Consider the following 25,626-nt stretch of genomic DNA (forward strand, 5'->3'; position numbering starts at 1 on the left):
CGGTGAGAGACCAAAGGAGGTGCCGCCATGCCCGGCAACAGCAAGATCACGACCGGCCTTAACGACCGCCCGAAATCCGCATCGATCGCCCAAAGCGGTCCCGGCATTCCGGACGATTCAGGCAGTCCGATCGAAGCCGGCGACCGGCAGATCGAACGGACGAAGGAGAAGTTGACGGAGAGCCCCCGCAAAAAGCTGAAGCGGGAGGTGCAAGAGCGGATCGAGGCCTCCCAAAAGGGCTCCGAGTAATCGGTAACGTCACTCGGCTCCGGCAAGCGTAAGGTCGGCCGTATGCGATCCCGCAAGGATCAGATGACCATTGGGAAGATCATTGCCCGAAACCTTGCTCTCGACCGCATCCTCGGCAAGCCCGAAATGCCGCCAGCGGTCAATGAGCCGTTGCTCCAGCACCTCGACGGGCGGCGTGAGCATGATCGTATAGTCAAAGAGAGCCGCGAGCATTGCCCAGCGCCCCTCTTTCAGGAGGAGATAGTTCCCCTCCACGACGATGAAACGATGCTCCGGAGAAACGACACGCGCCGCCGCCACGGCAAGTTCGCGGCTCCGGTCGAAAACCGGAACCAGCACTTCTTCCTCCGCCTGCCGTACCGCCTTGATAATATCGATGAAACCGCGGACGTCGAAAGTTTCCGGCGCCCCTTTGCGCGAAAGCAGACCCTTTTCCTTCAGGACGGCGTCATCCATATGGAAACCGTCCATCGGGAGGACTTCCGCAAGCTCGCCCTTTTCTTGGAGAGCCTGGACGAGCTTATCCGCGAAGGTCGACTTTCCCGCCCCTGGCGGTCCGGCAATGGCGATCAGGAAACGGCGCGCGTCGCCGGCCCGGCCGATGAGGGCATCCGCGATCTCGTCCAGGCGTCCGTTCATGCAGGCACGGCTTCCGGGGTTACCGCCTTTGCACCCGTCATCAGGGCCACAGCGTCCGACATCGTGTAATCCTTCGGATTGATGACGGTGAGCCGCTTGCCGAGGCGATGGATATGGATGCGGTCTGCCACCTCGAAGACATGCGGCATATTGTGGGAGATGAGCACGATCGGAATGCCCCGCTGCCGTACATCCGAGATCAGCTCCAGCACACGACGGCTTTCCTTCACGCCGAGCGCCGCGGTCGGCTCATCCAGAATGATGACCTTGGAGCCGAAAGCCGCGGCACGCGCGACCGCCACACCTTGGCGCTGGCCGCCGGAAAGCGTTTCCACCGCCTGGTTGATGTTCTGAATGGTCATCAGTCCGAGTTCCGAGAGCTTGGCTCGGGCGAATTTCTCCATCGCGCCATGGTCGAGCTTGCGGAAGACCTTGCCCATGAAGCCCGGTTTGCGGATCTCGCGCCCCAGGAACATGTTGTCGGCGATCGAAAGCGCCGGCGAAAGGGCGAGGTTCTGGTAGACGGTTTCGATGCCGGCCTCACGAGCTTCCATGGGCGAGGAGAAATGCACCTCCTTGCCCTCCATACGGATCTCGCCCTCGTCGGGACGGATCGCGCCGGAAATCGCCTTGATGAGCGAGGACTTTCCCGCGCCGTTGTCGCCGATAACGGCCAGAATTTCTCCCGGATAGAGATCGAAATCGGCATGGTCGAGGGCGGTGACGCGGCCGTAACGCTTTACCAACCCGCGAGCGGAGAGGATGGGTTCTCTGTTCTGTTCCTGAGCCATCAGACAGACGCCTTTCTGATCCACTGGTCCACTGCAACGGCGACGATGATGAGGACGCCGATGAGGAGGTAGGTCCACTGCACATCCGTGCCGAGAAGGCGCAGGCCCAGAGAGAACACGCCGACGATCAGCGCACCGAACATCATGCCGAGGACGGAGCCTCTTCCGCCGAAGAGGGAAATGCCGCCGATCACCACCGCCGTAATGGATTCGATATTGGCGAACTGTCCGGCCGTCGGGGAAACAGAACCGATGCGGCCGATGAGAGCCCAGCCTGCGAGCGCGCAGATGAGACCCGACAGGGTGTAGACCGAGATGAGCATGCGCTTGACGTTCACGCCGGAAAGCTCCGCCGCATCCGGATCGTCGCCAACCGCATAGAGATGCCGGCCCCACGGCGTATGGTTCAGCACGTACCAGAGCAATGCCACCAGCAGAACCATGGCGATCACGCCATAGGTAAAGACTGCTCCGCCGATCCGAAACGTGCTGCCGAAGAACTGCAGGATCGGCGCCGTCGTCTCGATATCCTGCGCCCGGATGGTTTCATTGGCGGAATAGAGGAAGTTGGTCGCAAGCACAATCTGCCACATGCCGAGCGTCACGATGAAGGGCGGCAGCTTCATACGCGCCACCAGAACCCCGTTGATATAGCCGCAGAGCGCGCCGACGCCGAAACCGCAGAGAATGGCGATCTCCGGCGGCAGACCGTAACGGAATACGAACTGGCCCATCACCACCGACGACAGCACCATCATGGCGCCTACCGAAAGATCGATGCCGGCCGTCATGATGACGAGTGTCTGCGCGGCTCCGACGATACCGGTAATCGCCACCTGCTGAAGGATCAGCGTCAGCGAAAAGGCCGAAAAGAACTTGGTGCCGAGCAGCGATCCGAAGATCAGAAGCGAGATGATGAGCACGATGAGCGATACGGCCGAAGGGCTCGTATGCAGGAAATGCCGGAACTTTTGGACCGCCGAGCGGTCATTTCCATCGAATGACGCGATCTCGGTGGAACTGTCCTTCAGGACCTTTTCGTAATCGTGATGCGGCGCGGCCGCCGTTGGGTCGCTCATGGGTTTCCTCCGCCTCAAGCCCGCTCCCACGGTAATCCGGCCAAGACGAAACCCTTGGCGGGACGGGCTTATGCTGCGCCTTCTTCGGCGCGCTGTCAAAAATCGGTGAAAGCCGCGGGGATGCCGAGGCGCCCCCGCGCGAGTGTCAGCCGGGCATCAGCCCCAGCACTTGGACAAGCCTTCCTTGGTGTCGATCGACTGCACGCCGGAAACGGGCTTGTCGGTCACCAACGTAACGCCGGTATCGAAGAAATCCTTGCCTTCGGTCGGCTTCGGCTTCTCGCCGGTATCGGCGAACTTCTTGATCGCCTCGATGCCGAGCGCGGCCATCTGCAGAGGATACTGCTGCGAGGTGGCACCGATCACGCCGTCCGCGACGTTCTTGACGCCTGGGCAGCCGCCGTCGACCGAAACGATAAGGACATCCTTCTCGCGACCGACCGCCTTCAGCGCCTCATAGGCGCCGGCAGCTGCCGGCTCGTTGATGGTATGGACGACGTTGATGGTTGGATCCTTCTGGAGAAGGTTTTCCATCGCGGTGCGGCCGCCCTCTTCGTTGCCGTTGGTGATGTCGTGGCCGACGATCCGCGGATCGTCCTCATCGCCGATGCGATTGGCATCCTTCGCGTCGATACCAAAGCCCATCATGAACCCCTGGTCGCGGAGCACGTCGACAGAGGGCTGCGACGGCGTCAGATCGAGAAAGGCAACCCTCGCTTCGCTCGCGGCATCACCCAGCGTCTCCTTCGCCCACTGGCCGATTAGCTTGCCGGCGAGCAGGTTGTCGGTGGCGAACGTCATGTCGGCTGCATCGATCGGCTCGAGCGGCGTATCGAGCGCGATCACCAGAAGACCCGCATCGCGCGCCTTTTTGATGTTCGGCACGATGCCCTTGGTGTCGGAAGCCGTGATAAGGATGCCCTTCGCGCCGTCGGCGATGCAGGTTTCGATCGCCGCGACCTGGCTTTCGCTGTCGCCGTCGATCTTGCCCGCATAGGATTTCAGCGTCACGCCGAGTTCCTTTGCCTTGGCGGTCGCGCCTTCCTTCATCTTCACGAAGAACGGATTGGTATCGGTCTTGGTGATGAGGCAGGCGGATACTTCCTGGGCCGATGCCGGCCCGGAAAAGGCGACGCCCAGCGCAAGCGCACCGAAAGCTGCTGATAAAACGGTCTTCTTCATGATTTCTCCTCCCAGAATTACAGACGAAAGCGGTTCAAGAACTATTGGGCGCGGCATACGCCATAGAGACTGCTCAAGACCTCCTCCAAGCCGCCACGCTCCTCACAGCCGCTAATTAAGGGGGATTTGAAATTCTTGTCAATAAATAAATCCGATTGAATTATTAATCGGGAGGACGTAAAGGTTGGACAGGCGTGGCATCGGGAGGTTATGCCAATGTCCATGGAGGATATGCTTCACACATCAACGTTTTCACCGACGCTGACCCCGGCCGGCGGAGCCAATCAGGTGCGCGTGCGGGCCTATAACGAGCGGCTCGTTCTTTCGCTTATCCGCCTCCATGGGTCCCTTTCCAAAGCTGAGATCGCGCGCCGCAGCGGGCTTTCCGCCCAGACCGCATCCGTCATCATGCGTTCGCTCGAAAAGGAAGGTTTGCTGCTGCGCGGCGCGCCCGTGCGCGGCAAGGTGGGCCAGCCCTCGATTCCCATGCAGTTGAACCCGGACGCCGTCTACTCCTTCGGAGTCAAGATCGGCCGCCGCAGCGCTGATCTCGTGCTGATGGATTTCGTCGGACGCATCCGTCTCCAGCTTCACGAGACCTTCGCCTTTCCGTTGCCGGACCGCATCATGACCTTCATTACGAAGGGTATTTCGGCGCTCGAAACCAAGCTCGATGAAACGCAGCGCGGCCGCATCGCCGGCATCGGCATCGCCGCCCCCTTCGAACTCTGGAACTGGGCAAAGGAAGTGGGAGCGCCCGAAGGGGCGATGGATGTCTGGCGCAATTTCGATCTGCAGGCAGAGGCATCCGCCAGAATCGCCTATCCCGTCTATCTGCAGAACGACGCCACCAGCGCTTGCGGAGCCGAACTCGTCTTCGGCATCGGCCCTTCCTACCCGGATTTCGTCTATTTCTTCATCGGCTCCTTCATCGGCGGCGGCATCGTGCTGAATTCGGCGATCTTTTCCGGCCGCACCGGAACCGCGGGAGCGGTGGGGCCGCTTCCCGTACGCGGAAAGAACGGCGAAACGCGGCAACTCCTGGAGATCGCCTCCATTTTCGTGCTGGAACGGATGCTGCAGGAAAAAGGTATCGATCCCGAGCCGCTGTGGTACTCGGCCGACGAGTGGATCGACTTCGGTGAACCTTTGGAAAGCTGGATTCAGGAAACCGCAAAGGCTCTTGCGCAAGCGATCGTGGCCGCCGCCTCCATCATCGATTTCAGTGCTGCGGTGATCGACGGCGGTTTTCCAGATTGGGTGCGCGAACGGATCGTACGGGCGACAAACGAAGAGGCGAGAAAACTCGATCTTCAGGGTGTCGTCATGCCCGAGATCGTGGAGGGAGCGGTCGGTCCGCAGGCTCGCGCGGTCGGCGGCGCCAGCCTGCCGATTTTTGCCCGCTATCTCACCGACCAAAGCGTGCTGTTCAAGGAGATCGCCTCAGATCGGCCTCATCCAGTCCAAAGTGATCGAGGATGATCCTCACATTTCGCCGATGTGACTTGAAGTAGATATCGAACAGATCGCCGATGACCGGCACGCTGCCGGCGACCGCATCCGCAGCGAGATTGCCGAACATCTGCGCCATCTTCTCCTTCGGAAGACCCATCCGGCGCGCCTCGTTGATAATCAGCAGACCGATGAGCGCGCCGCTCGCGTCACCCACGACCGGCAGAAGACCGAGCATGGAATCGGCTCCGAAGCGGATATTCGTGCCGGGAATGCGGATTGCGGTATCCATGAGCCGTGCGAGCGCCGAAAGGCGCCTTAACCGGCGCAACCGTTCGATTCCTTCGAAATCCTGTGCTCGCCCGCCGAACCCGGCCGCGCCGGTAGTGGTGGTCATCATGTGGCCTCCTTGGGCCGTTATCTGCTCGAATGAACAGATGGCGATGGCGAGCAGGTATTTCCAGGAAAGCGATTAGGGCATTTCCTCCGGAGGCTGATCCACGAGGCTCTTCGCCTGTTCTGCAAGCTCGGCGAGACGACGGGTTATCTCCGCCAGGGTTATCTCGGCGGCAGCATCGTGCACCGGTTCCGCTTCAGTTTCCTCGATGACCACGGATTCGTTTGATTTTTTGTCCGGCATCGAAATACCCCTCGATATTTATGGGATTAGGGATGGCTCAATTAGCGCGCCATTAATCATCGGCAAGGGAGCGGCGTGAGGTTCCCGGCTGAAAGGGAAACTTCACACCGCTCTTGAAAGGGCCACGTGGGGCGGCGGGGACGATGACTTGCGCGGCCCTTCCGTTCGCATCAGTCCAGGACCTGGACGACCGTGCGGCTGCCCGGATCGACGATCACCCGCTGTTCGTTGACGACGGCATAGGCATAGGCAGGTTCCTCGGGGACCGGCATCAGTACGACCTGCTCCGGAACGGGCCTGCCCACGACCACGGGCTGTTCGACGATCACGGCCTGCGGCGGCAACGGCTGTTCGCGCACATAGGTCACGACCCTGTCCGGCGGCGGATCGATGGCAGTACCTGCGACCGCACCCACGGCGCCGCCAACCGCAGCGCCCACCGGCCCGCCGATGATGGCTCCCGTCACGGCACCGCCCACCGCACCGTTGACCGTGCTTTCCTGTGCCTGTGCCCCCGAGGCAAGGCCAAGGATCGCAGCCGACATGACAAGCAGCTTTTTCATCGCAATTCTCCTTTCCTGATTGATTGGAGAACGCCCGCCATTGAGGGCTGTTCCTGCTTCGGACCTTTGCCTTCGGCTATCGGACTTTTGACCGATAGAGGCGCCTTACCTTCGGCCGGCAGGCGAGCCGCAGCGAAAAGGCCGCGCCCGAAAGCGCGGCCTCATCCGATCGGTACACAGATTTGATTTAGCCTACCCTTTCAGAGTAGCCTCTTCTCCGTAATAGGACAGATACCGCTCGCGGAACCGCTCCGGCGCGCCGGGGTCAGCGTAGCGATGCAGATCTTCCATATCCGTCTTGTTGAGGATCACGCCGATCAGTTTCGAGGCGATCTGCGGCTCGCTGTTGAGCACGTTCTGAACGGTCTTGGCCGGCGTGACGCCCCATTCCGTCACGAAGACGAACCCGTCGACGTTATGCGCGAATGCCTTTGCATCGATCACCGGGACGAGAGGAGCAAGGTCGACGACGATGACGTCGAATTTGTCGCTGACGGTCTCCAGGAATTTGCTCATGCCCTGCGAAGCAAGAAGTTCGCTGGTATGGGCCAGCTTCTTGCTGCGCGAAGTCATCGGCATGATCGTCAGCCGCGTACGGCGGTCGACGCGCGCAGCGCTCGTCCAGGGCGTCTCCCCCAGTATGACTTCGACAAGCCCCACCTGAGGCTCTGTCGCCAGCATACGGCTGAGGCCGGGATTACGAAGATCGCCGTCGATCACCAGCGTTCTCAGCCCCGAAGCAGCAACCAGGCCGGCGAAGTTTGCCGCGACGGTGGACTTGCCCTCCCCCGGCAGCGCTGAAACGACGCCGATCACCCGGCAGGTTCTGCCCTGCAGCACGATATCGGAAGCGAGCTTGGTGTTGCGCAGCGTCTCGGCGAAGCTCGATCGGGGCGAATCGACGGAAATGCGCATCATTTTCCGGAGTGCGATCGGATCGCCTTCCGGCATTTTCGTCTGATCCTGCTCCTCCTTGGCAGCAGTCGCAGGCGTTTCGGCATTCTGCTGAGTGCCGATCAGCGGCAGATAACCAAGGAAGCGGACGCCGAGCTTGTCCTGAACGTCCTGACCGGTACGGAAGAACCGCTCGCGAAACTCCAGAAGCGTCGCAAGCGCGCCGCCCGCCATCAGGCCGAGCACCAGGGAAAGCGCCATGGTCATCGTCTTGCGCGGACTGGAGGGCGCGGTCGGCACGCCTGCCTCGGAGATCACGCGAGCCTTGGCGATCGGGAAGGACTGCCGCTGCGAAGCCTCCTCGAACCGTCCGAGATAGGATTCGTAGAGCGATTTCAACGCCGTCGCCTTCTGCTCCAGCTCCCGCAACTGCACCATTTCGACATTGGCTTCGGAATTGTGGCCGGCAACGCGGTCGATGCTTTCCCTCAGCGATCTCTCACGCGAGCTCGCCACTTCGTATTCGTTGCGGAAACTGCCGGTGAGGTTCTGAAGCTCGCGATAAATCTGATTGGAGATATCGCCCTTCTCGGCCTGGAGCGCGACGGCCTGCGGATGGTCCGCGCCGAATTGCTGGATGATGCCCTGTTCGCGTTCGGTGATGGYGGTGTAACGCTTGCGCAGGTCCTGGAGAACCGAATTGTCGGCATCTCGCGAGGAAACGACCGCATTGTTGACCGCCGCCTCCGATCCCTGGTCGATGATCGCCTTGTATTGATTGTAGCGCGCCGATGCCGTTGCCGCGTCGGCCTGCGCGACGATGAGCTGGCTGTTGAGATCGGACAGCTGCTGCGAGGACAGGAGTTCGCCGCGTGGCGATATCAGCCCTTTTTCGATCTTGTATTTTTCAACTGCCATCGCCGCTTCCTGCGAGCGCGTGTTGAGATCGTTGAGCCTTTCCTGCAGCCAGACGGAGGCGCRCTCCGTCGCGTCGAAATTGGCGTTGAGCTGCTCTTCCAGATAGGAGCTGGCGTAGGTGCGCGCCAGCATCGCGGAGAGCTGGGGATCGGGAGAGCGGATCGAGACCGCGATCACCGAGCTGCGGCCGACCCGTTCCACGGTCAGCGACTGCTGCAGGACGGCGGCCACCGTCTCCCGGCGTCCGGCCCTTGCCGCCTCCTCCGAAACCGGCGGCTTGCCGGGTGTCAGCAGGGAGACGATGCTTTTGATGCTGCCCTTGACGAGCGCAGCCGGGGATTGCGGCGGATTGGCCAGCAATTCGTTGTCTGCCAGGCCCGCGTCGTCCACGACCCTAAGGGCAAGCGCCTTGGATTTCAGGATTTCCACCGCGCTCGACATGCGGTTGTCGATCTGCTGGCTGGTCTGGGCGTTCTGCTCTTCCTCCGCATAGCGGGAAAGATCGTCGTCCACCAGGATCTGGGTCATGGCCGAATACATCGGCTGCGCCATGAAGAGATAGAGACCGGCCAAAACCACCGCAGCCCCGACGCATGCCGCGATCACGCCGGCACGGCGCACTGCCGCAGCCCAGAGTTTGTCGAGATCAATGAAGGTATCGTTTTCCCGAGGTTCGCTCGGAAAGACCGCTCTCGATCGGAAATTCACCTGGTCCATGGCCATTTTACCCTATGGGACTCTGTTTTGGAGATGACAGGTTATCCCTGTCATCTCCTTCGATTGCGGAATGCCGTCAGGCGGCCTGAACCCGCGTTTCGTGCGAAGACAAAATCTCCGGCAGGGATACGGAAAGCTGATCCCTCATGTCCGCGCGTAACATGGAAAACGCGACATTCGCCTCGATGAAGCCGCGCTTGCTGCCGCAATCGAACGTACGGCCCTGATAGGGATGGGCGTAGAACGACTGCGTCGTCGCAAGACGCTGCATGCTGTCGGTCAGCTGGATCTCGTTGCCTGCGCCGCGCTCCTGCCCGGCAAGCAGTTCGAAAATCTCCGGCTGAAGGATGTAGCGCCCGTTGATGTAGTAATTCGACGGCGCTACGGAGGGATCCGGCTTTTCAACCATGCCCGTTACCTCGAAACCATGCTGTACCGACGTGCCCATGGCAACGATGCCATAGCTGGAGGTTTCCTCCGGCGCGCATTCTTCCACCGCGATGACATTGCCGCCGACTTCCTCGTAGAGTTCCATGAGACCTGCCATGCAGCCCTGGCGTCCATAGGAGACCATATCGGGAAGCAGGAGCGCGAAAGGTTCGTTGCCGACCAGCTCTCGCGCGCACCATACCGCATGTCCAAGCCCGAGCGGCACTTGCTGGCGCGTATAGCTGACGGTTCCTGCCACCGGCAGCATCTTCTCGAGCTGTGTGACCTGCGTGGTCTTGCCCGAACGGGTAAGCGTCGCGATCAGTTCGGGCGCGCTGTCGAAATAGTCTTCGATTGCGGTTTTGTTGCGGCTCGTCACGAAGATGATGTGCTCGATACCGGCTTGCATCGCCTCATCGACCGCATATTGCACGACCGGACGATCGACGATCGTCAGCATCTCCTTGGGCATCGCCTTGGTGGCCGGCAGGAATCGGGTTCCGTTTCCGGCGACCGGAATAACGGCTTTCCGAACTGGTCTGTTCTGCTCCATTGCTTAGTCCTTTCTTGAAGGGCTGCCCTTTGTCCGGGTGGCAGGTCAGTGAACGCCGGCTGCTCCTATCAACCGGCGCATGCGAATTGCGATCGGCATCCGCAAATGCCGGAGGGCACGCGGATTCTCGATCGCGGTTTTCAAAAAGCCGCCGATGGACCGCTTCTTGATCTCATTGACGAGCGTCAGGAAGGAGCTCGCCTCCACCAGGCTGGAGGTGCGCTGATATTGCGCCGCCATAGCCTCGGCATCCAGTTTGAAACGCGACAGGAACACCTTGTCCGCGGCGAGCATCGCCTCGACATGGCGATGCTCGAGAACCCGCGAAATAGACCCTTGGCGGATATGATAGATGTAACCGACCTTCGGCTCGATGACGCAGAGTGCGCCGCTTGCAAGCGCCGAAGCGAAGAGGATGTAGTCCTCGCCGATCCTCAAGGCCTCATCGAAGCCGAGGCCATGTTCAACAAGAAAGGCCCTTTCGAAGATCGGCTTCATATAGCCGAAATTGAAGGTCGATTCGAAAATCACGTTCGAGCGGATGAAATCCGGAAGGGTCACCACCGCGCGCCGTTCGAGATCGTCCGATGAGAACATCGTCGTCCTGGAACCGTCCATGGCGACGACGTCGAGATTGTCGACGACGATCTGCGCGCCTGCCGCCTCGGCGCGAGCGATCATGCATGCCAGGCGGTGGGGCAATACGGCATCATCGGAATCGAGGGTAGCGATCCATCGCCCGGATGCCGCGGCAATACCGGCATTGCGCGCCGCGCCGGGGCCGCCGTTGCGGGCCTGCAAGATCAGCTGAACCCGCGGATCGGTATATCTGCGAACGAGATCGGCCGTGCCATCGGTCGAGCAATCGTCCACAACGATGACCTCGACGGTCACCGCTTCCTGGGCGAGCGCGCTGTYGATCGCGCGCTCCAGCGTATCCTCCGAATTATAGGCGGCTATCACGAAGCTGACGTCAGGAAAAACCGTGCTCGCGATCATGCAGCCTCCGCAGTCCCATATTGCCGAATTTCACGTATTCCAAGAACACCGCTCAGCGTGCCCACATGCAGGACGCCTCTGAGGAAATTGCGGTTGCGGCGCACTGGCGAGAGGCAGGTCGCCGCCGTGAAGACCGCGCAATAGGCCGCCTTCAGCCCCGCCACGGCTGCGTGCTTCAGCACGCCGAGGGAATTGCTCTTTTCCGCGAGGATACGCCCATGCGTCTGGCCGAAGCGGAAGCGCCGTTTGACCAGCCAGCTCAGGCTCGCACGGGTAGCCGGCACGGGTTCGTAGACCAGTGCGCCTTCGGCAAAGGCGATCACGCCGCCCGATTCGAAAATATCTGAGAAGAACTGCGTATCCTCGCCGCCGCTCTGCCCGAGAGCCCGGGAAAACCGCCGTGCTTCCACATCAGGGGACCGCATATCCAGCAACACATTGCAGGTGTAGCCGGTCCTGATGGTCTTGCCGACCCAGACCGGCATGGTCGAATGGAAATCACCTTGCCGCATCCAGTCGGGCGCTTCCGCATCATAGAGCGAGCGAACCGGTCCGAGGACGGCGGCGGCTCCGGTTTCTCTCGCGACCTTCAAAAGCTCGGCCAGCCATTGTGGCGATGCCGTCTCGTCGTCGTCTATGAAAACGAGATAGTCCGCATCGCATTCGGCAAGGCAGGCATTGCGCGCAATCGAAATATTCGATTTCGGGCAATGGACATAAGCGATCGGGAAGGGCGACTGCTGGCGCAGGCCATCGACCAGCTGCCGGGCGCTCGGGCCGGCATCGTTATCCGCCACGATCAGGCGGAGCCTGACGCCCTCCGGCACCCGCAAGGCGAAAAGCGACAGGAGCGTGTCTTCCAACCCCGGCCTCCGGAAAGTACAGATGCCGATATCGATGCGGGTTGGCGCTTGCAGCTTGATCAGCTCGCCCATCCGGTCGTCCTCCGTGACGGTATGCGCAAAGAGGGTATGCGCAGAAGCTCCAGCCAGAAACCGGCAGACCAGGCAAAGTGCATGATCATCGCCGAGATCGCGGCAAGCGGCCCGTAGGCATTCCTTTGGCCGATGGCGATCCAGATGCCGTAGCCAAGGCAGGCAGCCGCCCAGAGAAGAAAGGGTATGGCGGCCGACCAGTGCAGGACGGCAAGACAGGCGCCGATCGCAATCGGCACCACCGCCAGCGGCAATGCCTGCCTGAGCTTCGGAACCGAGCGATGCTTGATGAGGTTCCTGGCGCGCCCGCGCCCATAGCCGAGATATTGCCGGAAGAGCTTGCCCGCGCTCGAGCGCGGATAGTAGATCATGTGGGTCTTGCCGGTCATCCAGATTCGGAACCCTGCCTTTCGCAGCCGGAAATCCAGTTCCGCATCCTCGTTATGGCTGAAGCTCTCGTCATAACCCGCAACCGTGCGGAACGCCGCGATGCGCATCAGCGCATGATGACCGTGATCCACCCACTGCCCGGCGGCACCGCTTCGATGTTTCGAGCCGCCATTGCCGAGCTTGGAATTCTGCGCGACGGCGGTCGCCTTCTGGAACGTGCCGAAACCGATCGTATCCATCGCGACCACGATGGAATCGGCGCCGGTATCGACCGCCTCCTGGAGAAGGACCTGGCAAAAATCCGCCGGATAGTCGCCATGCGCATCGATGCGGATCAGATAGTCCCTTCCCTCACCGTATCGCTCGACGGCAAGGTTGACTGCCGCACTCTGAAGGCGTTTCGGGTTGTCCAATAGTACGAGATCGGGAATTTCGCCTTTCAGGCCACTAACGATTTCGCGCGTCCCGTCCGTGCTTCCGCCATCGGCCACGACGATCAGGAAGTTCATGTTGCCGCGGCTATCGGTCAACTGGCGCAGGAGACGAGCGATATTGGCCGCCTCGTTGAGACAGGGAATGACGATCAGCGTTTTCATATCGGGCAGAGGACGCGAGATCATGACTTCCACCTCAGGATTGGACGGTTGAGACGACCGGACTGGTTGCCCGTGAGGATCGCCCGGAACCGAGCCCCGCTAGCTTGCCGACAAGCCCGCGGCATTCCGCCGGTCCGGTTACCCATTGCGAACGCTCCACCGATGCGAGGCGGGTAAAGAGCGTTGCGTAACGGGCGGCATCCATCGTTTCAAAAAGTGTCACCAATTCGTCAGGATCGGCACTTTTCAGTGTCAATCCTATGCCCCGTTCCTGAACGAAGCGGCCGGTTTCGGTCCGGGAAAGCGCAATCGGCACAGCGCCGTGCAAGCCGCCTTCGTAAAGCCTGTTCGGCAGCAACCACTCGGAATTCAGCCCTTCCTCGAAGAAATCGATCCCCCAGGTGAACTGAACGTCGTCATAGATCGTCGCCAGATCCTCGGGGTTTCGATAGGGACCATGGAATTCGATATGAGGCGCCGCCTTCACGATCGCGTCGAAATCGGAAAATTCGCTATAGGCGGGCCGGCCGCGCAGGACGATCTCCACGCGGCCATCCATCCGTCTTGCGAATTCCACCAGACGTTCCAAAGACTTGCGGCAGCGAAGCGCTCCGAACCAGCCGATGCGCCACGGCTTTCCCGGAGCGGGTGGCCGTGCAGCCGACGGGCTCGGCGCGGATGATGGATTGAGTTCGAGCACCTTGTTTTCAAGGAGCAAGACCGGCAGGTTCAGCGCGGAGCGGGGTTTGAAGTAGTTCTCGACAAAAGCCGGCGAGCTGGTGATCAGCAGTTGCGCATGTCGCCCGTAAAACCATTCCGCCAGCCTCAGGATACGGCCCTTTACACCTTCGTCGAGCAACAGCCGGTGGATGTCGAGGCATTCGTAGACGATCGGAATGCCGCCACCGAAGAGCGAGGCGGCACTACCGGCAAGCGCCAGCGTCTCGAGATTTCGGGCAATGATGACATCCGGTTTCGGAACGCCCGTAAGAAGGGTTTTCAGCTTCGAACGCGCAGAGATCACCGCACCGATCCGCTGGGCGAACCGACCATCGGCGGTCCTGCCGAGCTCGATGGTCGTGACGTCCGGATCCTCCGCCAGCAGGCTCTCTCCCCGCTGGAATCCGGCAATGGTCAGCGTCGCTCCTCCCGCCTTGAGAGTCAGCACACGCCGCCGGATGGCCGCATCGGCGAGATCATGCGCCAGATAGAGGATATGCGTGGTCACCCGTTCCAACTCCATTTTCGTGGGAAGAGCCGACCGGTTCAGTCGAGCTTGCAGACGACGGATTCCGGAAAGTGGCAGTTTTCTCCGAGCGCCGTGTACGCAACTCGATCGATAATCATGGAAACCGGGCCGTTATAGGAGAACTCTCCCATCCAGCTTGTCAGCGTGTCCGAACCCCACAGGCTCAGGAATATCTTCTGGGCATTGGAAGGGATCTTGGACGCGTCCGTCACCTCCTGCACCAATTCGCCATTCACGAAATAACGCAGACGGTTCTCTTCCCAGATGAAGGCATAATCGTTGAAGTCCCGGTCCGCGCCACCGGCGACCGGCACGAGTTTCTCATTACCACCCTTGCCGGAGATGTACTGATTGACCTGCACCTCGCCGGTGTTCTTGCCGAGGACTTCGAAATCGATCTCATCATGCGGCTTATGATCCACCGGACCGATATAACCGAAGAAGGCGGAGTTCAGGCCGGAGCCGGTTGCTGTCTTCATCCGCACCTCATAAGTGCCGTAACCGAAACGAGCTCGGGTCTGAATCTCGCCACAAGCATATTTCCGCTCACCGGCAGCCGCCTCGACAAATCCGAGCTGAAGCGCGCCGTTTTCGACGCGCACCTGCCCTTTCGACCAGGTGCAGTTCTGATGGCTGCCATTGCTCCATCCATCGGAGACATACCAGAACGAGCTATCCAACCGATCGAAGTTCTCTACGAAGGACGTTCCGTTTGCATCATCCTGAGCCGATACGGCCGGAGCCGCAATGCCGAAGGTGAGAACGAGAGCAAGAGCGCCCGATTTGCAGGTTCGTCGAAGATGCGGGGAAATCATCATGGCGTTCACCTCTGCTGTTGTACCATTGCCTCGCCGGCCACGTTCGGGCCGACGGGTGTGCGTTCTTCGTTCGGCCCCGGAGGCAAACGCTTGCGCCCCCSGCTACCCGTCAGCACCTGGTAGAGTGACGGCGCCACGCGCAGGACGAGGCGGTTCGAAACGATGAGGATGAGGAAGACGAGAGAGATCGCGCCGATATAGAAATAGGGGTAGGCGTCTTCGCTGCCGACCCGGTTCCAGACCATCCAGAGAAGCACCAGCAGCGGATAATGACCGCAAAACATCCAGAAGCTGAGACTTCCGGTGCCTGCGAGCTTCTTGCCGATCGAACTTCGAATGAGGAAGGAAGACATCAGCCAGAACCCGATGGCGCCGACGATCGCAAGTGTGTTGCGGCCAAGCTCGAGCCAGAAGGGGAAATCCGGACCGGTGTGATATTGCCCGATGGCGAGCAGGATCGCCGCTGCCAGCACCGCGATGGAGCCCACAAGCGCGTATCCGTCCAATGCTTTCGGATCGAATTGCCGAAGGGCAAGGAAGATGCCGAAGGTGAAGCTGAACAGGATCGACTTCTTCAGCACGATACCCATCGTCACATCCGGCAGGATGGCCAGCAGGAACAGCACGGACAGGGTGATCGCCGCGTAACGGCGCACCAGAAACGCCAATATGGGAGAAAGCAGGATGCAGACCACCAGGTCACGCAGGAAATAGAGCGGCAGGTTGATCGGGAAGCCTTCCRCTGCCACGGCATGGCTCGCGAACTCGCGGGGAGAGGCGCTCCACAGATCCGGGAAATAGCCGTCTCCGATCCCCACGTGCTGCATCGCGAGGACGGCGGCCAAAAGCACACCATTCCAGAGGAGGAACGGAAGCAGGACGGTCTTCGCCTTCGAACGCAGCACCTTGCCATAGTCGAACGCCTGCCGTCCCCGCTGGAATAGGAGATAGCCGGAAATTACACTGAGGCACGGCACGCCGATGCGGAACAGGCTATCGCCGATGAAAACCCGCAACCAGTCGAATAGGCCGTTCGCCCCCAGAAAGGGGCTCGTTGCCGGATTGTGGGGCACATGTACGAAGACAATRCCCGAGATCAGGACGATCCGCATCAAATTGATACGGGAGGAGATGTTCTGATCGACAGTCAAAACGAGTCACTCCTTTTGGGGCAGTGCCTCCCGTCACCGCCATTTCAATCAGAGCAGACTTGAGCCCGCAACGAGAAGGATCATATCCAGTTTGGTACAAAATGTGGCGGTGCAGCAAAAATTCCAGCGGCTTGCGAAAACGACTGTCATGATAGTGTCACCTAACGTAGCCGCCGGCGACCTAAATCGCTCCTCCAGTCGTACGCGAACGCCTGGAACATCGGTTAAATTCGAAAGTGCTTATTTTGCATTTTACCGCAATGCAGCATCACCAAAAATAAATTTCCGTTGATGTGGAAAAGCTCCGTTCCGAGCTCGCGGGAAGACGCGCCCGCGAGCCATCGTGACTCAAATGTGGCAAAATATGGGCAATTGCAAGGCGAACTCAGGCCGAAGAGATCGCACTCTCCGGGGCAATTCCACGCCGGCGGACCATCTGGAAAATTTTCCGCAGCAACGCCCTTTCGGTGATCAACACCAGCACTCCATAAAGGACAGCGCCGACAATCCCGCCCGCTGCCACCTGCAGATAAGGATTGGTTAACTGTGATGCGAAGGCGTGCAGGAAGAGCCGTACGCCGAGTCCCATCGCAAGCGCGGTCATCATGGAACGGCTGGTGGTCATCAGCCCCTTGAAGAAGGGAATATCATCGACCCTGAATACCGCCCAGGAATACCCGAAGAGGGTGATGGCGTTGACGACGCAGAGCGCGACCATGGCATCGACGAGATCGCCCCAATAGGCGGCTCCGGCAATCGCCACGGTGGTCGCGATCGCGCGAATGACCGCCGACCAGAATAGGACCTGGCCGTGACCCGTACCCTTGAGATAGGGGATGAAGGTGCTGCAGGGCGTGACGATCGCCTTCGATACCGCCAGCAGGCCGAGCACCGGCCAGGCATAGGCCCATTGAGGCCCGAAGAGCACCAGCATGGCCGGTTCCGCTATGGCCCACAGTCCGAACATCGCAGGCGCCAGCAGCACCGTGGTCACCTGCGTGCTCAGCATCAGGGCATCCGAGCGGCGCTTGCGGTCGTCGCCCATGAGCCTGAATGCCGGAAAAAGCACGCCCATGACGGCCGATAGCACGACCTGATTGGGAATGCTGGCAAACCGGTTCGCGGCGGAAAAAGCGCCTGCATCGCTGAGGCCGAGAAGACGCGCGATGACGATCATCGGCGACTGGAAGGTAACGAAATTGGCGATTTCGGAGCCCATGATGCCCGAAGTGAAGGACAGCAGGGGAACAAGCTTGCGCGGCTTCATGACGAAACGCGGGACATAACCCGAGATGAAATAAAGGCCGACGAGCCGGATCAGCGCGGAGGAGAAGAGCTGCACCACGAGCGCCCATACTCCGAAGCCGAAATAGGCGAGCGCCACGGCGAGGAGCGCGGCGGCGCATTCGGAAACCGTGCTGAGAACCGCATCCTTGCTGAAATTCATCTGCCGCGCGAGCAGCGAATAGGCGACGTCGCCTGCAAGCTGAAGCGGGATGAGCAACGCCATGATCCGCAGCAAATAGGCGCTTTCGGCCGCTCCCATGAGCACCGCAAGCTCGTCGGACCACCAGAAAAGCGCCAGCGCCATCAGGCAGGCCATGGCCAGATTCGCCCAGAAGACCGTATGGGTGGTCTCCTCGTCTCCTTCCCGGTCGACCACCAGGGCAGACGTCAAACCCGCGCCGCCGATCATGGCAAGAAACTGCACGACCGTCAGCGCGACGGCGACCGCGCCGAAGTCCTCCGGAGTGAGCAACCGCGCCAGAATAGGTACCGTGACAAATTTCAGCCCGAATGTCGCGGTCTTTGATAGCACGCTCCAGCCGACGTTCGTCGTGATCGTTTTCACGCCTTGCGTTGGAGGCATATCTAGATTCCTATAGCTGGAGTTTACCGGAATACGGCACGAACTGCCGCTTACCCAAGCCCGACGAGGTCCTCGGCGGGCAATTCTTTGAAGAAAGCAGGGGCGAAAGAATGGCGACGTTCACGGTTGTTATCCCATTTTACCAGAAAGAATCCGGAATATTGCGCCGCGCGCTGAAATCGGTCTTCGAACAAAGCTTCCAGGATTTTGATATCATCGTCGTGGACGACGAGTCACCCCTCCCCGCGGATGTCGAGCTTCAACCTCTTGAAGAAGCACAGAAATCCCGCATCAAGGTGGTCAAGCAAGCGAATGCCGGCCCGGGCGGCGCGCGCAATACGGGCCTTAACAACGTTCCGGCCTCCACCCGTTTCGTGGCCCTTCTCGATTCCGACGATCTATGGCTGCCGCATCACCTGCAGAATGCCTACGACACCATGACCCGCTTCGATGCCGAGTGCTACTGGGCCTCGATGCAGGCGAGTGACGACTTCTACTACCACTTCGGCATGGCGGAGCTCGAGCAGCAGGAAGGCGGCACACGTCTCAGCGAAGCTCCGCTGGTGATCGAGATGCCGGACCTCGCAAGCGTGATGCTGAAGAACTGGAGCTTCCTACATCTCTCCTGCATGGTGATCGGAAGGCCACTTTTCGAAAACGTCCGCTTCGAACCATCGCTGCGCCTTGCGGCAGAAGACGTGCTGTTCTTCTGCGATTGCATACTCAAGGCGAACCGCACCCTGCTGTGCGATGACGACGGTGCGACCCGCGGCAGGGGCCTCAACATCTTCCACAGCATCGACAACCAATCGCCCCAGTTCCTGCGTCAGCAATTCAACACCTGGATTGCGCTTGACACCCTGGAGCAGCGGTTTGCGGCGCGCCCGAAGGACGTCGCCTCGATCGCCTCCTACAAGAACACCACGAGGCGGCAGGCCCTGTGGAGCCAGGCGGGCCTCGTCAAGCGYCGCAGAGTGCCCGATTTGAGCCTGCTCGCACGCTGGGCCGTCCGTGATCCAGGTCTCTTGCGAGCCGCCTTCGAACTCGGCGCCGGAAAGTTCAGCCGCGCCGGACGTTGATCGCATGACAGCCAATCATCCATTCTCAGAAACCCTCCCGAGGAGGCCATCATGAAGCCCTACTACTGGGAATCGCATCACGGAAACTTCGGCGACGACCTCAATCTCTGGCTATGGGATTTCCTCCTGCCGGGGTTCCGGGAGGTGCAGCCGGACATGCTGCTTGTCGGAGTCGGAACGGTCCTGACCCCCGATCTTCTGCCGGCCGGGACCCGCAAGCTGGTGGTTGGCAGCGGCACCGGCTACGGCGCACAGCCGGATGTGAGCGACACGACGGAATGGRACGTCCGGTGCGTGCGCGGCCCGCTGACCGCCAGCAAGCTCGGGCTTCCGCCGGAGCGCGCGATCACCGATCCGGCGGTCATGATTTCCGACATGCCGGAATTCCAGAACCTGCCGAAGCTTTACGAAAAGACCTTCGTTCCTCATTGGGAATCGGCCGAATTCGGCATGTGGGAAGCAGTTTGCGAACCGGCCGGCCTCACCTATCTCGATCCGCGCGGCGAGGCGAAATCCGTCATTCGCCACATCGCGCAGTCGGAGCTCGTGATCGCCGAATCCATGCACGGCGCAATCCTTGCCGACGCCTTCCGAGTGCCCTGGATCGCCGTCAGCACGTCGCGCGCGATCAACGGTTTCAAGTGGACCGATTGGGCAAGCACCGTCGGCGCAACCTATCGGCCTCGCCATGTTCCGGTTTCGACCCGCGCGGAGGCGATCGCCAAGCGTTCACGTTTCTGGGGCATGCGTTTCGATGCCCAGGGAGCCGCCACAGCCCCGAATAATGGCCACCAGCAAAGCGATGACGTGCTGACGCGGCCCGCACCATCCCAAGCCGGTCTCAGGGGCATGGCGAAGCAGCTGCTCGCCGCCCCTTCCGTGCTGGCGCTCTGGCAGGCAAGCCGCGCTGAACCGCAACTGAGCTCCGACGAGGCGCTGGAGCGCCAGAAAGGGCGCTTCCGCGATGTCCTGGAAGGAATTAGGCGCGACTACTTCTGAGCAGCCGGCACGCCCTGCAACAGGTAGCGGAGGTTCTGAGTGGGAACGGGCCTGTCCAGGCCCGATCTCTTGCGCAGGGCTTCCAGCTTGTCGGAGAGAATACCCGTAGCAATAGCCGGGACCGCCATCGGCCGACGCAATGTCCAGGCAATCGCCGCCGCCTTGCCGGACTGCGCCTTCGTGTCGAGAAACGCCCGCAATTCATAACGTTCCCGGATATGTCGCTCATGGCGGACGATCGCCGCCCTTCCCTTGGGCGACAGCAGGCCCGGAACTGCCTGTAGTGCGCGGTCGGCCTCATAGAGCCGTCTCAGGTCTTCCGTGCGGTGGCGACCACTGAGCGAGTCGTGGCGAACGATCGCGCCATAGCCGCAATGTTCGATCACCGTATAGCGTGCGCCTTTCGCCAGCGCCTGGACATAGAATTCGTAATCCTCTCCGAGCCGCAAATCCTCCTTGTACCGAAGGCCATGCGTGTCGAGAAACGAGCGGCGGATTACCGGCTTAAGAAAGCCGATCTCGCCGCGCTTGAGCCCGCGCTTGGAAATGTTTCCCTCGATGAACTCGACCAGCGAGATCTGGCGGGGCCGGGGCTCGAAGCGGGCTGGTTCCACCGCTCCCGAGGAGCCGTGGATGAAGGCGATATTGTCCGCGATCAGATCCCACCCCTGCTCCTGCAGCATCGGCTTGAAACGGCCTGGAAAAAAGAAATCGTCCGCATCCAGAATGGCGATCAGGGGCGAGCGCGAAACCGAGATCGCGTGATTGCGCGCCGCCGAAGGTCCGCGATTTTGGCTGAACGAGACGACGTTGAGCCGTCCCGAGCGATCATCCGCGCGGCTCGCCGCAAGGGCCGTATCATCCGATGATCCATCGTCTACCACCACCACTTCGGCGACTTCCGGTTCCCGCAGCGCGGAACGAATGGCATCCCCGATGGTGCCTGCCGCGTTCTTCGCGGCGATGATGACGCAGATTGCTTCGGTCGAGGTGGCGTTCATGTCACTTCCCTTCGCTTTTGTCCCGCAGACTATGAAGTGAGGAAAATGACGACTGTATGGAGGAGACCGGGGTTATGTCCACCGGCTGGGAGGATTCGCGTGTTTGCTTCAGTGATCGCCAATCTCGAGCTTGGCGGCGGCCTTCGCCGGGAGATCATCGTGCCGGCTCGCATCTCCCTTGCGCCTGACTGCCGCCGAATCTGTGGCTTTTTCCTGTCGCGACATCCTTTCGCGACGTACAAGGTAGAGCACGCCAATAAAATAGCCGACCTGCAGCAGAACCGCACAGATCAGGGTCTGTACAAACGTCGTCAGGATGGAACCGTTGATAAAGTATGAGGCGATCGCGAAAGCGAGGAGTGCCATAGTCATGCTTACAAAAACACGTGGTGCGTACATGAACTTTTCCTCCCAAACCGATATCTTCTCAGTTTGTCGGTCCTCTTGGCTCCTCTCATCGAGAACCATATTGGGATGACTGCAATGTTTCAAGGTTTTCGACCCATCTCATGCCACGCATTTCGTGAAACTTTCGTAAGTTTTCATCGCTTTCTTGGCCGAGCAAAGAACATCGCCGCAAGATCTTTGCCGCATTTTTGCCACCTTATCGCCCCAGTTGGCCTCATTGTTGGGGCTATCGCGGGCTCGGCCGTGAAGTTTCCCCGGAACTGCGATCAACTTTTGTTACAAACTTCTGAGCCGGCAAACTGCCTCTTTGCGCTGCAGCATTGTATTGCAGTGCAAAAAACTTAGGCCTTAGGTCCTAACGGGAAGATTCTTTGGTCGGAGCTCGCTGCAACAGGCAAGCGCTAATCTTGGCTTACCCATACAAGAAATCACGGAAACACCCTTCGATCTCTAAAGACCGAATATGTTTTTCAGAGGCTTTACGCACCCGCCCAAGTAATCATTTAGACGTAGGCGAGATTTAATCGACCCGATCCGGGTACAAATGCCCCTCCCGAATCCTTCCTCTACCCTCAAGGACAGCTGCCTCGAAAAAAGAACATTCGCATCAAATTCAGAACACAGACATATTATCCCATCGTTACGGCATGATGCCAGCGACGGCACCGACTATCGCAAAACCTAAATGGAGTTCTCTCTATGAAGTCCGCGACACGTTCGGCAGATTCTCCGTTTTCGACCAACGGCGAGGTTGAACTCTCCTTGCCCATAGGTGGTATCGCAAAACGCAGTTTCGATGTGACCACGGCCGTTCTGGCCCTGGTCCTGCTCAGCCCCATCTTCCTGATGATCATGGGGCTGGTGAAGTTCACCGATGGGGGCAAGGTCTTTTACGGCCACCGCCGGATCGGTCATAACGGCAAGTATTTCAAATGCCTGAAATTCCGCACCATGGTCGTCAACGGCGACGAGGTTCTGCGGAACCATCTCGCCACGAACCCGCAAGCCGCGGAAGAATGGCGCGCGACCCGGAAACTGAAAAACGATCCACGCGTCACCGCGGTTGGAACCGTTCTGCGCAAACTGAGCCTCGATGAGCTTCCCCAGCTTATCAACATCATCCGAGGCGAGATGAGCGTTGTCGGCCCCCGGCCCGTGGTGGATGAGGAACTCGGCCTCTACGACTCCTCTGCGGTTTATTATCTGCGCACTCGTCCGGGACTCACCGGTCTGTGGCAGATCAGCGGCCGCAACGACGTCTCCTATGAACGCCGGATTGCTTTCGACACGCACTATGTCGAGAACTGGTCGCTGCGGCGGGACGTCTGGATCATCGCCATGACCATACCTGCCGTTTGCCTCTCCCGCGGCAGCTACTGAACATCGGCCAAGCCGAAGCAGAATGCACAATTCAGATCAGGCTCACGGCCCCTTCGCGCGGGGCTATTCCCGCRCTGAACGAAGGAATTCTTTCATGACACGCCACTCCATTACCGCCCGCAGCTCCGGACGACTGCGCATTGCAGCGGGCTTCCTTCTGCTTGCCTTCGCCTGCCCGGCTGCGGCAGCGGAGGACACCTCCTACAAGCTTGGCGTCATGGATAAGATCCGTGTCCGGGTTGCCGAATGGCAGCCTGCTGACGGTAGCGTCCGCAATTGGGATGTGATCGGCGGCGAATATACGGTAGGCCCTCAGGGGGCCGTTTCGCTTCCCTTTGTCGGCGATCTGGATACCGCCGGCAAAACGACGTCCGAAGTGGCGGCTGAGATCGGGAAACGGCTGCAGAGCGAGTTCGCCCTGCGCAATCTCCCCTCTGCCTCCGTGGAAGTCGCTGAATTCCGGCCGATTTTCGTGGCGGGCGACGTCCATACTCCGGGGGAATATCCCTTCAAGCCTAACCTTACCGTGCTGAAGGCGGTGAGCCTTGCCGGGGGGCTCCGCAGATCCGATGCGGGCCAGCGGTTCGCTCGTGACTTCATCAATGCCCGCGGCGATGCCGCCGTGTACGATTCCGAACGCAGCCGCCTTCTGGCGCGCCGCGCCCGCTTGCTTGCGGAGGTTTCCGGCGCTGGCGAACTGAATGTTCCCAAGGAACTGGAGAGCGTGGGCAACGCCAAGGAACTCATCGAGAGCGAGGCTGCGCTGATGAAGTCCCGCCGGGAGCGCTATGAAGCGCAGCTCAAGGCGCTCGCCGACCTGCGTTCACTCCTCGAGACCGAGGTCGAATCTCTCGGCCGGAAGGCCGCGACCCAGAAGCAGCGGCTGGAACTGGTCACGCAGGACCGGGACAGGGTCAGCCGGCTCACCGAACAGGGCCTCGCCACCAGCGCCCGGCGTCTATCCGTCGAGGAGGATGCCGCTGATGTCGAATCGACGCTTCTGGATATCGATACCGCTACCCTGCGTGCCAAGCAGGATATAACGAAGGCCAACCAGGACGAGATCAATCTCCGCAACGACTGGGTGGCCCAGCGCGCCAAGGAGCTGCAGGACACGGAAGCCGAACTCGACAAGCTCGGTCTGCAGATCTCCACCAGCCGCGAACTGATGTCGGAAGCCCTGGCGCAATCGGCAGAGGCCCTGAAGTTCGATCCGAACGGCAAGGCTGCTACGATAAAATACGTGGTGGTGCGCGACGAAGGTCAGGGACCGAAAGAGGTCTCCGTCGATGAGCACGTACAGCTTCGGCCCGGTGATGTGGTGAAGGTCAGCTCCGAACTGCTGATGCAATGAGGATGGCATGAAGATCGCCAAGTCGGTTCTTATCGAGCCTCAGCGTAACGATCTCTATGGGATGGCGGCAATCGCCCTGTCCTTCTTCGTGTTCGCCTATTCGAGCAATTTCGGAGCGGCCTCCATCCTGGCCTATTATGCCTTGTGGTTTCCCCTGCTCCTAGTCGACTATCGCCGCGTGGCGGGCAATTCCTTCCGCTATCTCTGGATCTTCGGCTTCGCGCTCTTCTGCTTCCTATCGGTGTTCTGGTCTCTTGCTCCCTCGGTTTCGATGCGCGCGGCCGTCCAGTATCTGACGCATCTCATCTGCGCGCTCATCGCCATGCGAACGATGTCCGTCGAGACCCTTTGCCGCGGAGCAATCCTCGGCTGCGGGCTCGTGCTCGTCTACTCGCTTCTGTTCGGCGGCTACCACTACGACGCGCTGGACGGCACCTACAGCTTCGTGGGCGCCTTCGCCTCGAAGAACCAGCTCGGTTTCTATGCCTCGCTCGGCGTCTTCTTCTCCTTCGCAATGGCAGCGGTTTTCCGCGCGCGCAACCTCTGGCTTGCGGGCTGCGGAATGGTCGGGCTTCTCTCCACCTATTCCCTTTTCGCCTCCCAATCCGCGACTTCCGTCATCACGACGCTGGCCGTCGTCGCCCTCTGCGCCGGTCTCTATGCCATCATGATGCTCGCTCCGCGTAACCGGCGGCTATTCTTCGGAGCGGCGCTCGTGCTTGCGGCGGGCGCAGGCGCTGCCGCGCTGCAATTCGGGGCCATGGATGCGATCCTTGCAATCTTCGGGAAGGATTCCACCCTCACGGGCAGAACCTATCTCTGGCAGCAGGGTATTGCCGCGGCCGGCGAGACCCCATTCTTCGGGGTCGGTTATCAGGGCTACTGGGTTCCGGGCTTTGCCGAGGCGGAGAGGCTGTGGCAGGAGTTCTATATCGGATCGCGAAGCGGCTTCCATTTCCACAACACCTATATCGAAGCCATGGTGGAAACCGGGCTGGGCGGAACCCTTATCCTGGCATTCATCCTGCTTTCGACGCTCACCGGCCATCTGAGACGTTTCCTGACCGTGGAACGGAGCCCGGAATCGCTCGTCCTCCTCGGCGTGGCGAGCCTTCTTCTCGTCCGTTCCTTCGTGGAAGTGGACATTATCCACCCGTATCACATCGGCTCTTTCCTGTTCTATTTCGCGGCGGGCAAGCTCACGGTTCCCGAGCGCCGCACCGTCCGAACCCATTTCGAGCCCTTCGTTTCCGGCTCCAGCAGCGCGCAGCCAGGCTGAAGGACTAGCCGC

Annotated in this window: 25 protein-coding genes; 7 read left to right on the plus strand and 18 right to left on the minus strand. The window is 60.4% G+C overall.

The genetic code is table 11. The features are described 5' to 3' along the window. The first annotated feature begins 27 nt into the window (after positions 1-27). Positions 28-249, plus strand: a complete 222-nt coding sequence (locus tag LCM4573_RS04655; protein WP_071004897.1) for a hypothetical protein — start codon at positions 28-30, stop codon at positions 247-249. 9 nt (positions 250-258) lie between these two features. Here the strand turns inward: LCM4573_RS04655 and LCM4573_RS04660 are convergent, their stop codons facing one another. From LCM4573_RS04660 to LCM4573_RS04675, 4 genes are all read right to left on the minus strand, one after another. Beyond that, on the minus strand, positions 259-888 hold the full coding sequence (locus tag LCM4573_RS04660; protein WP_071004898.1) for a nucleoside triphosphate hydrolase: 630 nt from the start codon (positions 886-888) through the stop codon (positions 259-261). After that, positions 885-1,679 (minus strand): ATP-binding cassette domain-containing protein, encoded by a 795-nt coding sequence (locus tag LCM4573_RS04665; RefSeq protein ID WP_071004900.1) that lies wholly within the window; start codon positions 1,677-1,679, stop codon positions 885-887. The genes LCM4573_RS04660 and LCM4573_RS04665 overlap by 4 nt, the downstream gene beginning before the upstream one ends. After that, positions 1,679-2,758 carry an ABC transporter permease gene (locus LCM4573_RS04670; protein ID WP_071004902.1) on the minus strand — a complete coding sequence of 360 codons (1,080 nt, stop codon included), beginning with the start codon at positions 2,756-2,758 and terminating at the stop codon, positions 1,679-1,681. Before LCM4573_RS04670 ends, LCM4573_RS04665 begins: the two co-directional genes overlap by 1 nt. Positions 2,759-2,914: 156 nt before the next feature. Beyond that, on the minus strand, positions 2,915-3,940 hold the full coding sequence (locus tag LCM4573_RS04675) for a sugar ABC transporter substrate-binding protein (RefSeq protein WP_071004904.1): 1,026 nt from the start codon (positions 3,938-3,940) through the stop codon (positions 2,915-2,917). A 216-nt stretch (positions 3,941-4,156) separates the two neighbouring features. On the opposite strand from LCM4573_RS04675, the gene LCM4573_RS04680 reads away from it, so the two are divergent. After that, positions 4,157-5,422 (plus strand): ROK family transcriptional regulator, encoded by a 1,266-nt coding sequence (locus LCM4573_RS04680; RefSeq protein ID WP_071004906.1) that lies wholly within the window; start codon positions 4,157-4,159, stop codon positions 5,420-5,422. On the opposite strand, the gene LCM4573_RS04685 is transcribed toward LCM4573_RS04680, so the two are convergent. From LCM4573_RS04685 to LCM4573_RS04735, 12 genes are all read right to left on the minus strand, one after another. Next, positions 5,370-5,789, minus strand: coding sequence for a DUF4112 domain-containing protein (locus tag LCM4573_RS04685; RefSeq protein WP_071005186.1), 420 nt, complete (start codon positions 5,787-5,789; stop codon positions 5,370-5,372). The two genes, LCM4573_RS04680 and LCM4573_RS04685, sit on opposite strands and share 53 nt — an antisense overlap. Positions 5,790-5,864: 75 nt before the next feature. After that, on the minus strand, positions 5,865-6,032 hold the full coding sequence (locus LCM4573_RS28020) for a hypothetical protein (protein ID WP_157895481.1): 168 nt from the start codon (positions 6,030-6,032) through the stop codon (positions 5,865-5,867). A gap of 170 nt (positions 6,033-6,202) precedes the next feature. Beyond that, the gene (locus tag LCM4573_RS04690) at positions 6,203-6,595 is read right to left on the minus strand and encodes a DUF1236 domain-containing protein (protein ID WP_071004908.1); all 393 of its coding nucleotides are present in this window, start codon (positions 6,593-6,595) and stop codon (positions 6,203-6,205) included. A gap of 192 nt (positions 6,596-6,787) precedes the next feature. After that, positions 6,788-9,124, minus strand: a complete 2,337-nt coding sequence (locus LCM4573_RS04695) for a polysaccharide biosynthesis tyrosine autokinase (protein ID WP_071004910.1) — start codon at positions 9,122-9,124, stop codon at positions 6,788-6,790. Positions 9,125-9,200: 76 nt separating this feature from the next. Continuing rightward, the gene (locus LCM4573_RS04700) at positions 9,201-10,106 is read right to left on the minus strand and encodes a UTP--glucose-1-phosphate uridylyltransferase (RefSeq protein WP_071004912.1); all 906 of its coding nucleotides are present in this window, start codon (positions 10,104-10,106) and stop codon (positions 9,201-9,203) included. A 45-nt stretch (positions 10,107-10,151) separates the two neighbouring features. Next, on the minus strand, positions 10,152-11,105 hold the full coding sequence (locus LCM4573_RS04705) for a glycosyltransferase family 2 protein (protein WP_071004915.1): 954 nt from the start codon (positions 11,103-11,105) through the stop codon (positions 10,152-10,154). Continuing rightward, entirely contained in the window at positions 11,102-12,040 is a 939-nt protein-coding gene (locus LCM4573_RS04710) for a glycosyltransferase family 2 protein (protein WP_071004917.1), read from the minus strand. Before LCM4573_RS04710 ends, LCM4573_RS04705 begins: the two co-directional genes overlap by 4 nt. Beyond that, positions 12,028-13,050, minus strand: coding sequence for a glycosyltransferase family 2 protein (locus LCM4573_RS04715; protein WP_071004919.1), 1,023 nt, complete (start codon positions 13,048-13,050; stop codon positions 12,028-12,030). Before LCM4573_RS04715 ends, LCM4573_RS04710 begins: the two co-directional genes overlap by 13 nt. Positions 13,051-13,060: 10 nt before the next feature. Beyond that, on the minus strand, positions 13,061-14,254 hold the full coding sequence (locus tag LCM4573_RS04720) for a glycosyltransferase (RefSeq protein WP_244505223.1): 1,194 nt from the start codon (positions 14,252-14,254) through the stop codon (positions 13,061-13,063). 38 nt (positions 14,255-14,292) lie between these two features. After that, positions 14,293-15,093, minus strand: a complete 801-nt coding sequence (locus tag LCM4573_RS04725) for a glycoside hydrolase family 16 protein (protein WP_274534842.1) — start codon at positions 15,091-15,093, stop codon at positions 14,293-14,295. 5 nt (positions 15,094-15,098) lie between these two features. Beyond that, positions 15,099-16,244 carry an acyltransferase gene (locus LCM4573_RS04730; protein WP_071004925.1) on the minus strand — a complete coding sequence of 382 codons (1,146 nt, stop codon included), beginning with the start codon at positions 16,242-16,244 and terminating at the stop codon, positions 15,099-15,101. 385 nt (positions 16,245-16,629) lie between these two features. After that, positions 16,630-18,114 (minus strand): lipopolysaccharide biosynthesis protein, encoded by a 1,485-nt coding sequence (locus tag LCM4573_RS04735; RefSeq protein WP_071004927.1) that lies wholly within the window; start codon positions 18,112-18,114, stop codon positions 16,630-16,632. Positions 18,115-18,224: 110 nt separating this feature from the next. Here LCM4573_RS04735 and LCM4573_RS04740 point away from each other — a divergent pair, with 110 nt between their 5' ends. Further along, positions 18,225-19,193: a glycosyltransferase family 2 protein gene (locus LCM4573_RS04740; protein ID WP_071004929.1), complete on the plus strand. Its 969-nt coding sequence runs from the start codon at positions 18,225-18,227 to the stop codon at positions 19,191-19,193. Between the two features lie 51 nt (positions 19,194-19,244). Then, on the plus strand, positions 19,245-20,192 hold the full coding sequence (locus tag LCM4573_RS04745; RefSeq protein ID WP_071004931.1) for a polysaccharide pyruvyl transferase family protein: 948 nt from the start codon (positions 19,245-19,247) through the stop codon (positions 20,190-20,192). Here the strand turns inward: LCM4573_RS04745 and LCM4573_RS04750 are convergent. After that, the gene (locus tag LCM4573_RS04750) at positions 20,183-21,193 is read right to left on the minus strand and encodes a glycosyltransferase family 2 protein (RefSeq protein WP_071004933.1); all 1,011 of its coding nucleotides are present in this window, start codon (positions 21,191-21,193) and stop codon (positions 20,183-20,185) included. The genes LCM4573_RS04745 and LCM4573_RS04750 overlap by 10 nt on opposite strands. Positions 21,194-21,301: 108 nt before the next feature. Next, on the minus strand, positions 21,302-21,592 hold the full coding sequence (locus tag LCM4573_RS28755) for an exopolysaccharide production repressor protein (RefSeq protein ID WP_071005188.1): 291 nt from the start codon (positions 21,590-21,592) through the stop codon (positions 21,302-21,304). A gap of 708 nt (positions 21,593-22,300) precedes the next feature. On the opposite strand from LCM4573_RS28755, the gene LCM4573_RS04760 reads away from it, so the two are divergent. From LCM4573_RS04760 to LCM4573_RS04770, 3 genes are all read left to right on the plus strand, one after another. Continuing rightward, positions 22,301-22,981 carry a sugar transferase gene (locus tag LCM4573_RS04760; protein WP_071004934.1) on the plus strand — a complete coding sequence of 227 codons (681 nt, stop codon included), beginning with the start codon at positions 22,301-22,303 and terminating at the stop codon, positions 22,979-22,981. Between the two features lie 94 nt (positions 22,982-23,075). After that, a complete protein-coding gene (locus LCM4573_RS04765) occupies positions 23,076-24,335 on the plus strand; it encodes a polysaccharide biosynthesis/export family protein (RefSeq protein WP_071004936.1) in 1,260 nt (419 codons plus the stop codon). Between the two features lie 7 nt (positions 24,336-24,342). Further along, entirely contained in the window at positions 24,343-25,614 is a 1,272-nt protein-coding gene (locus LCM4573_RS04770; protein WP_071004938.1) for an O-antigen ligase, read from the plus strand. Positions 25,615-25,626: the final 12 nt, after the last annotated feature.

It is taken from the genome of Rhizobium sp. LCM 4573 (assembly GCF_001854865.1).
Taxonomy (GTDB): Bacteria; Pseudomonadota; Alphaproteobacteria; order Rhizobiales; family Rhizobiaceae; genus Neorhizobium.

Excerpts from the sequence above, each read along its gene's own strand:
- LCM4573_RS04770 (WP_071004938.1), top strand. The coding sequence starts at position 24,343 with ATGAAGATCGCCAAGTCGGTTCTTATCGAGCCTCAGCGTAACGATCTC.
- LCM4573_RS04670 (WP_071004902.1), bottom strand. The coding sequence starts at position 2,758 with ATGAGCGACCCAACGGCGGCCGCGCCGCATCACGATTACGAAAAGGTC.
- LCM4573_RS04735 (WP_071004927.1), bottom strand. The coding sequence starts at position 18,114 with ATGCCTCCAACGCAAGGCGTGAAAACGATCACGACGAACGTCGGCTGG.
- LCM4573_RS28755 (WP_071005188.1), bottom strand. The coding sequence starts at position 21,592 with ATGTACGCACCACGTGTTTTTGTAAGCATGACTATGGCACTCCTCGCT.
- LCM4573_RS04675 (WP_071004904.1), bottom strand. The coding sequence starts at position 3,940 with ATGAAGAAGACCGTTTTATCAGCAGCTTTCGGTGCGCTTGCGCTGGGC.
- LCM4573_RS04765 (WP_071004936.1), top strand. The coding sequence starts at position 23,076 with ATGACACGCCACTCCATTACCGCCCGCAGCTCCGGACGACTGCGCATT.
- LCM4573_RS04665 (WP_071004900.1), bottom strand. The coding sequence starts at position 1,679 with ATGGCTCAGGAACAGAACAGAGAACCCATCCTCTCCGCTCGCGGGTTG.
- LCM4573_RS04680 (WP_071004906.1), top strand. The coding sequence starts at position 4,157 with ATGTCCATGGAGGATATGCTTCACACATCAACGTTTTCACCGACGCTG.
- LCM4573_RS04725 (WP_274534842.1), bottom strand. The coding sequence starts at position 15,093 with ATGATGATTTCCCCGCATCTTCGACGAACCTGCAAATCGGGCGCTCTT.
- LCM4573_RS04700 (WP_071004912.1), bottom strand. The coding sequence starts at position 10,106 with ATGGAGCAGAACAGACCAGTTCGGAAAGCCGTTATTCCGGTCGCCGGA.
- LCM4573_RS04655 (WP_071004897.1), top strand. The coding sequence starts at position 28 with ATGCCCGGCAACAGCAAGATCACGACCGGCCTTAACGACCGCCCGAAA.
- LCM4573_RS28020 (WP_157895481.1), bottom strand. The coding sequence starts at position 6,032 with ATGCCGGACAAAAAATCAAACGAATCCGTGGTCATCGAGGAAACTGAA.
- LCM4573_RS04710 (WP_071004917.1), bottom strand. The coding sequence starts at position 12,040 with ATGGGCGAGCTGATCAAGCTGCAAGCGCCAACCCGCATCGATATCGGC.
- LCM4573_RS04750 (WP_071004933.1), bottom strand. The coding sequence starts at position 21,193 with ATGAACGCCACCTCGACCGAAGCAATCTGCGTCATCATCGCCGCGAAG.
- LCM4573_RS04660 (WP_071004898.1), bottom strand. The coding sequence starts at position 888 with ATGAACGGACGCCTGGACGAGATCGCGGATGCCCTCATCGGCCGGGCC.
- LCM4573_RS04685 (WP_071005186.1), bottom strand. The coding sequence starts at position 5,789 with ATGACCACCACTACCGGCGCGGCCGGGTTCGGCGGGCGAGCACAGGAT.
- LCM4573_RS04715 (WP_071004919.1), bottom strand. The coding sequence starts at position 13,050 with ATGATCTCGCGTCCTCTGCCCGATATGAAAACGCTGATCGTCATTCCC.
- LCM4573_RS04760 (WP_071004934.1), top strand. The coding sequence starts at position 22,301 with ATGAAGTCCGCGACACGTTCGGCAGATTCTCCGTTTTCGACCAACGGC.
- LCM4573_RS04690 (WP_071004908.1), bottom strand. The coding sequence starts at position 6,595 with ATGAAAAAGCTGCTTGTCATGTCGGCTGCGATCCTTGGCCTTGCCTCG.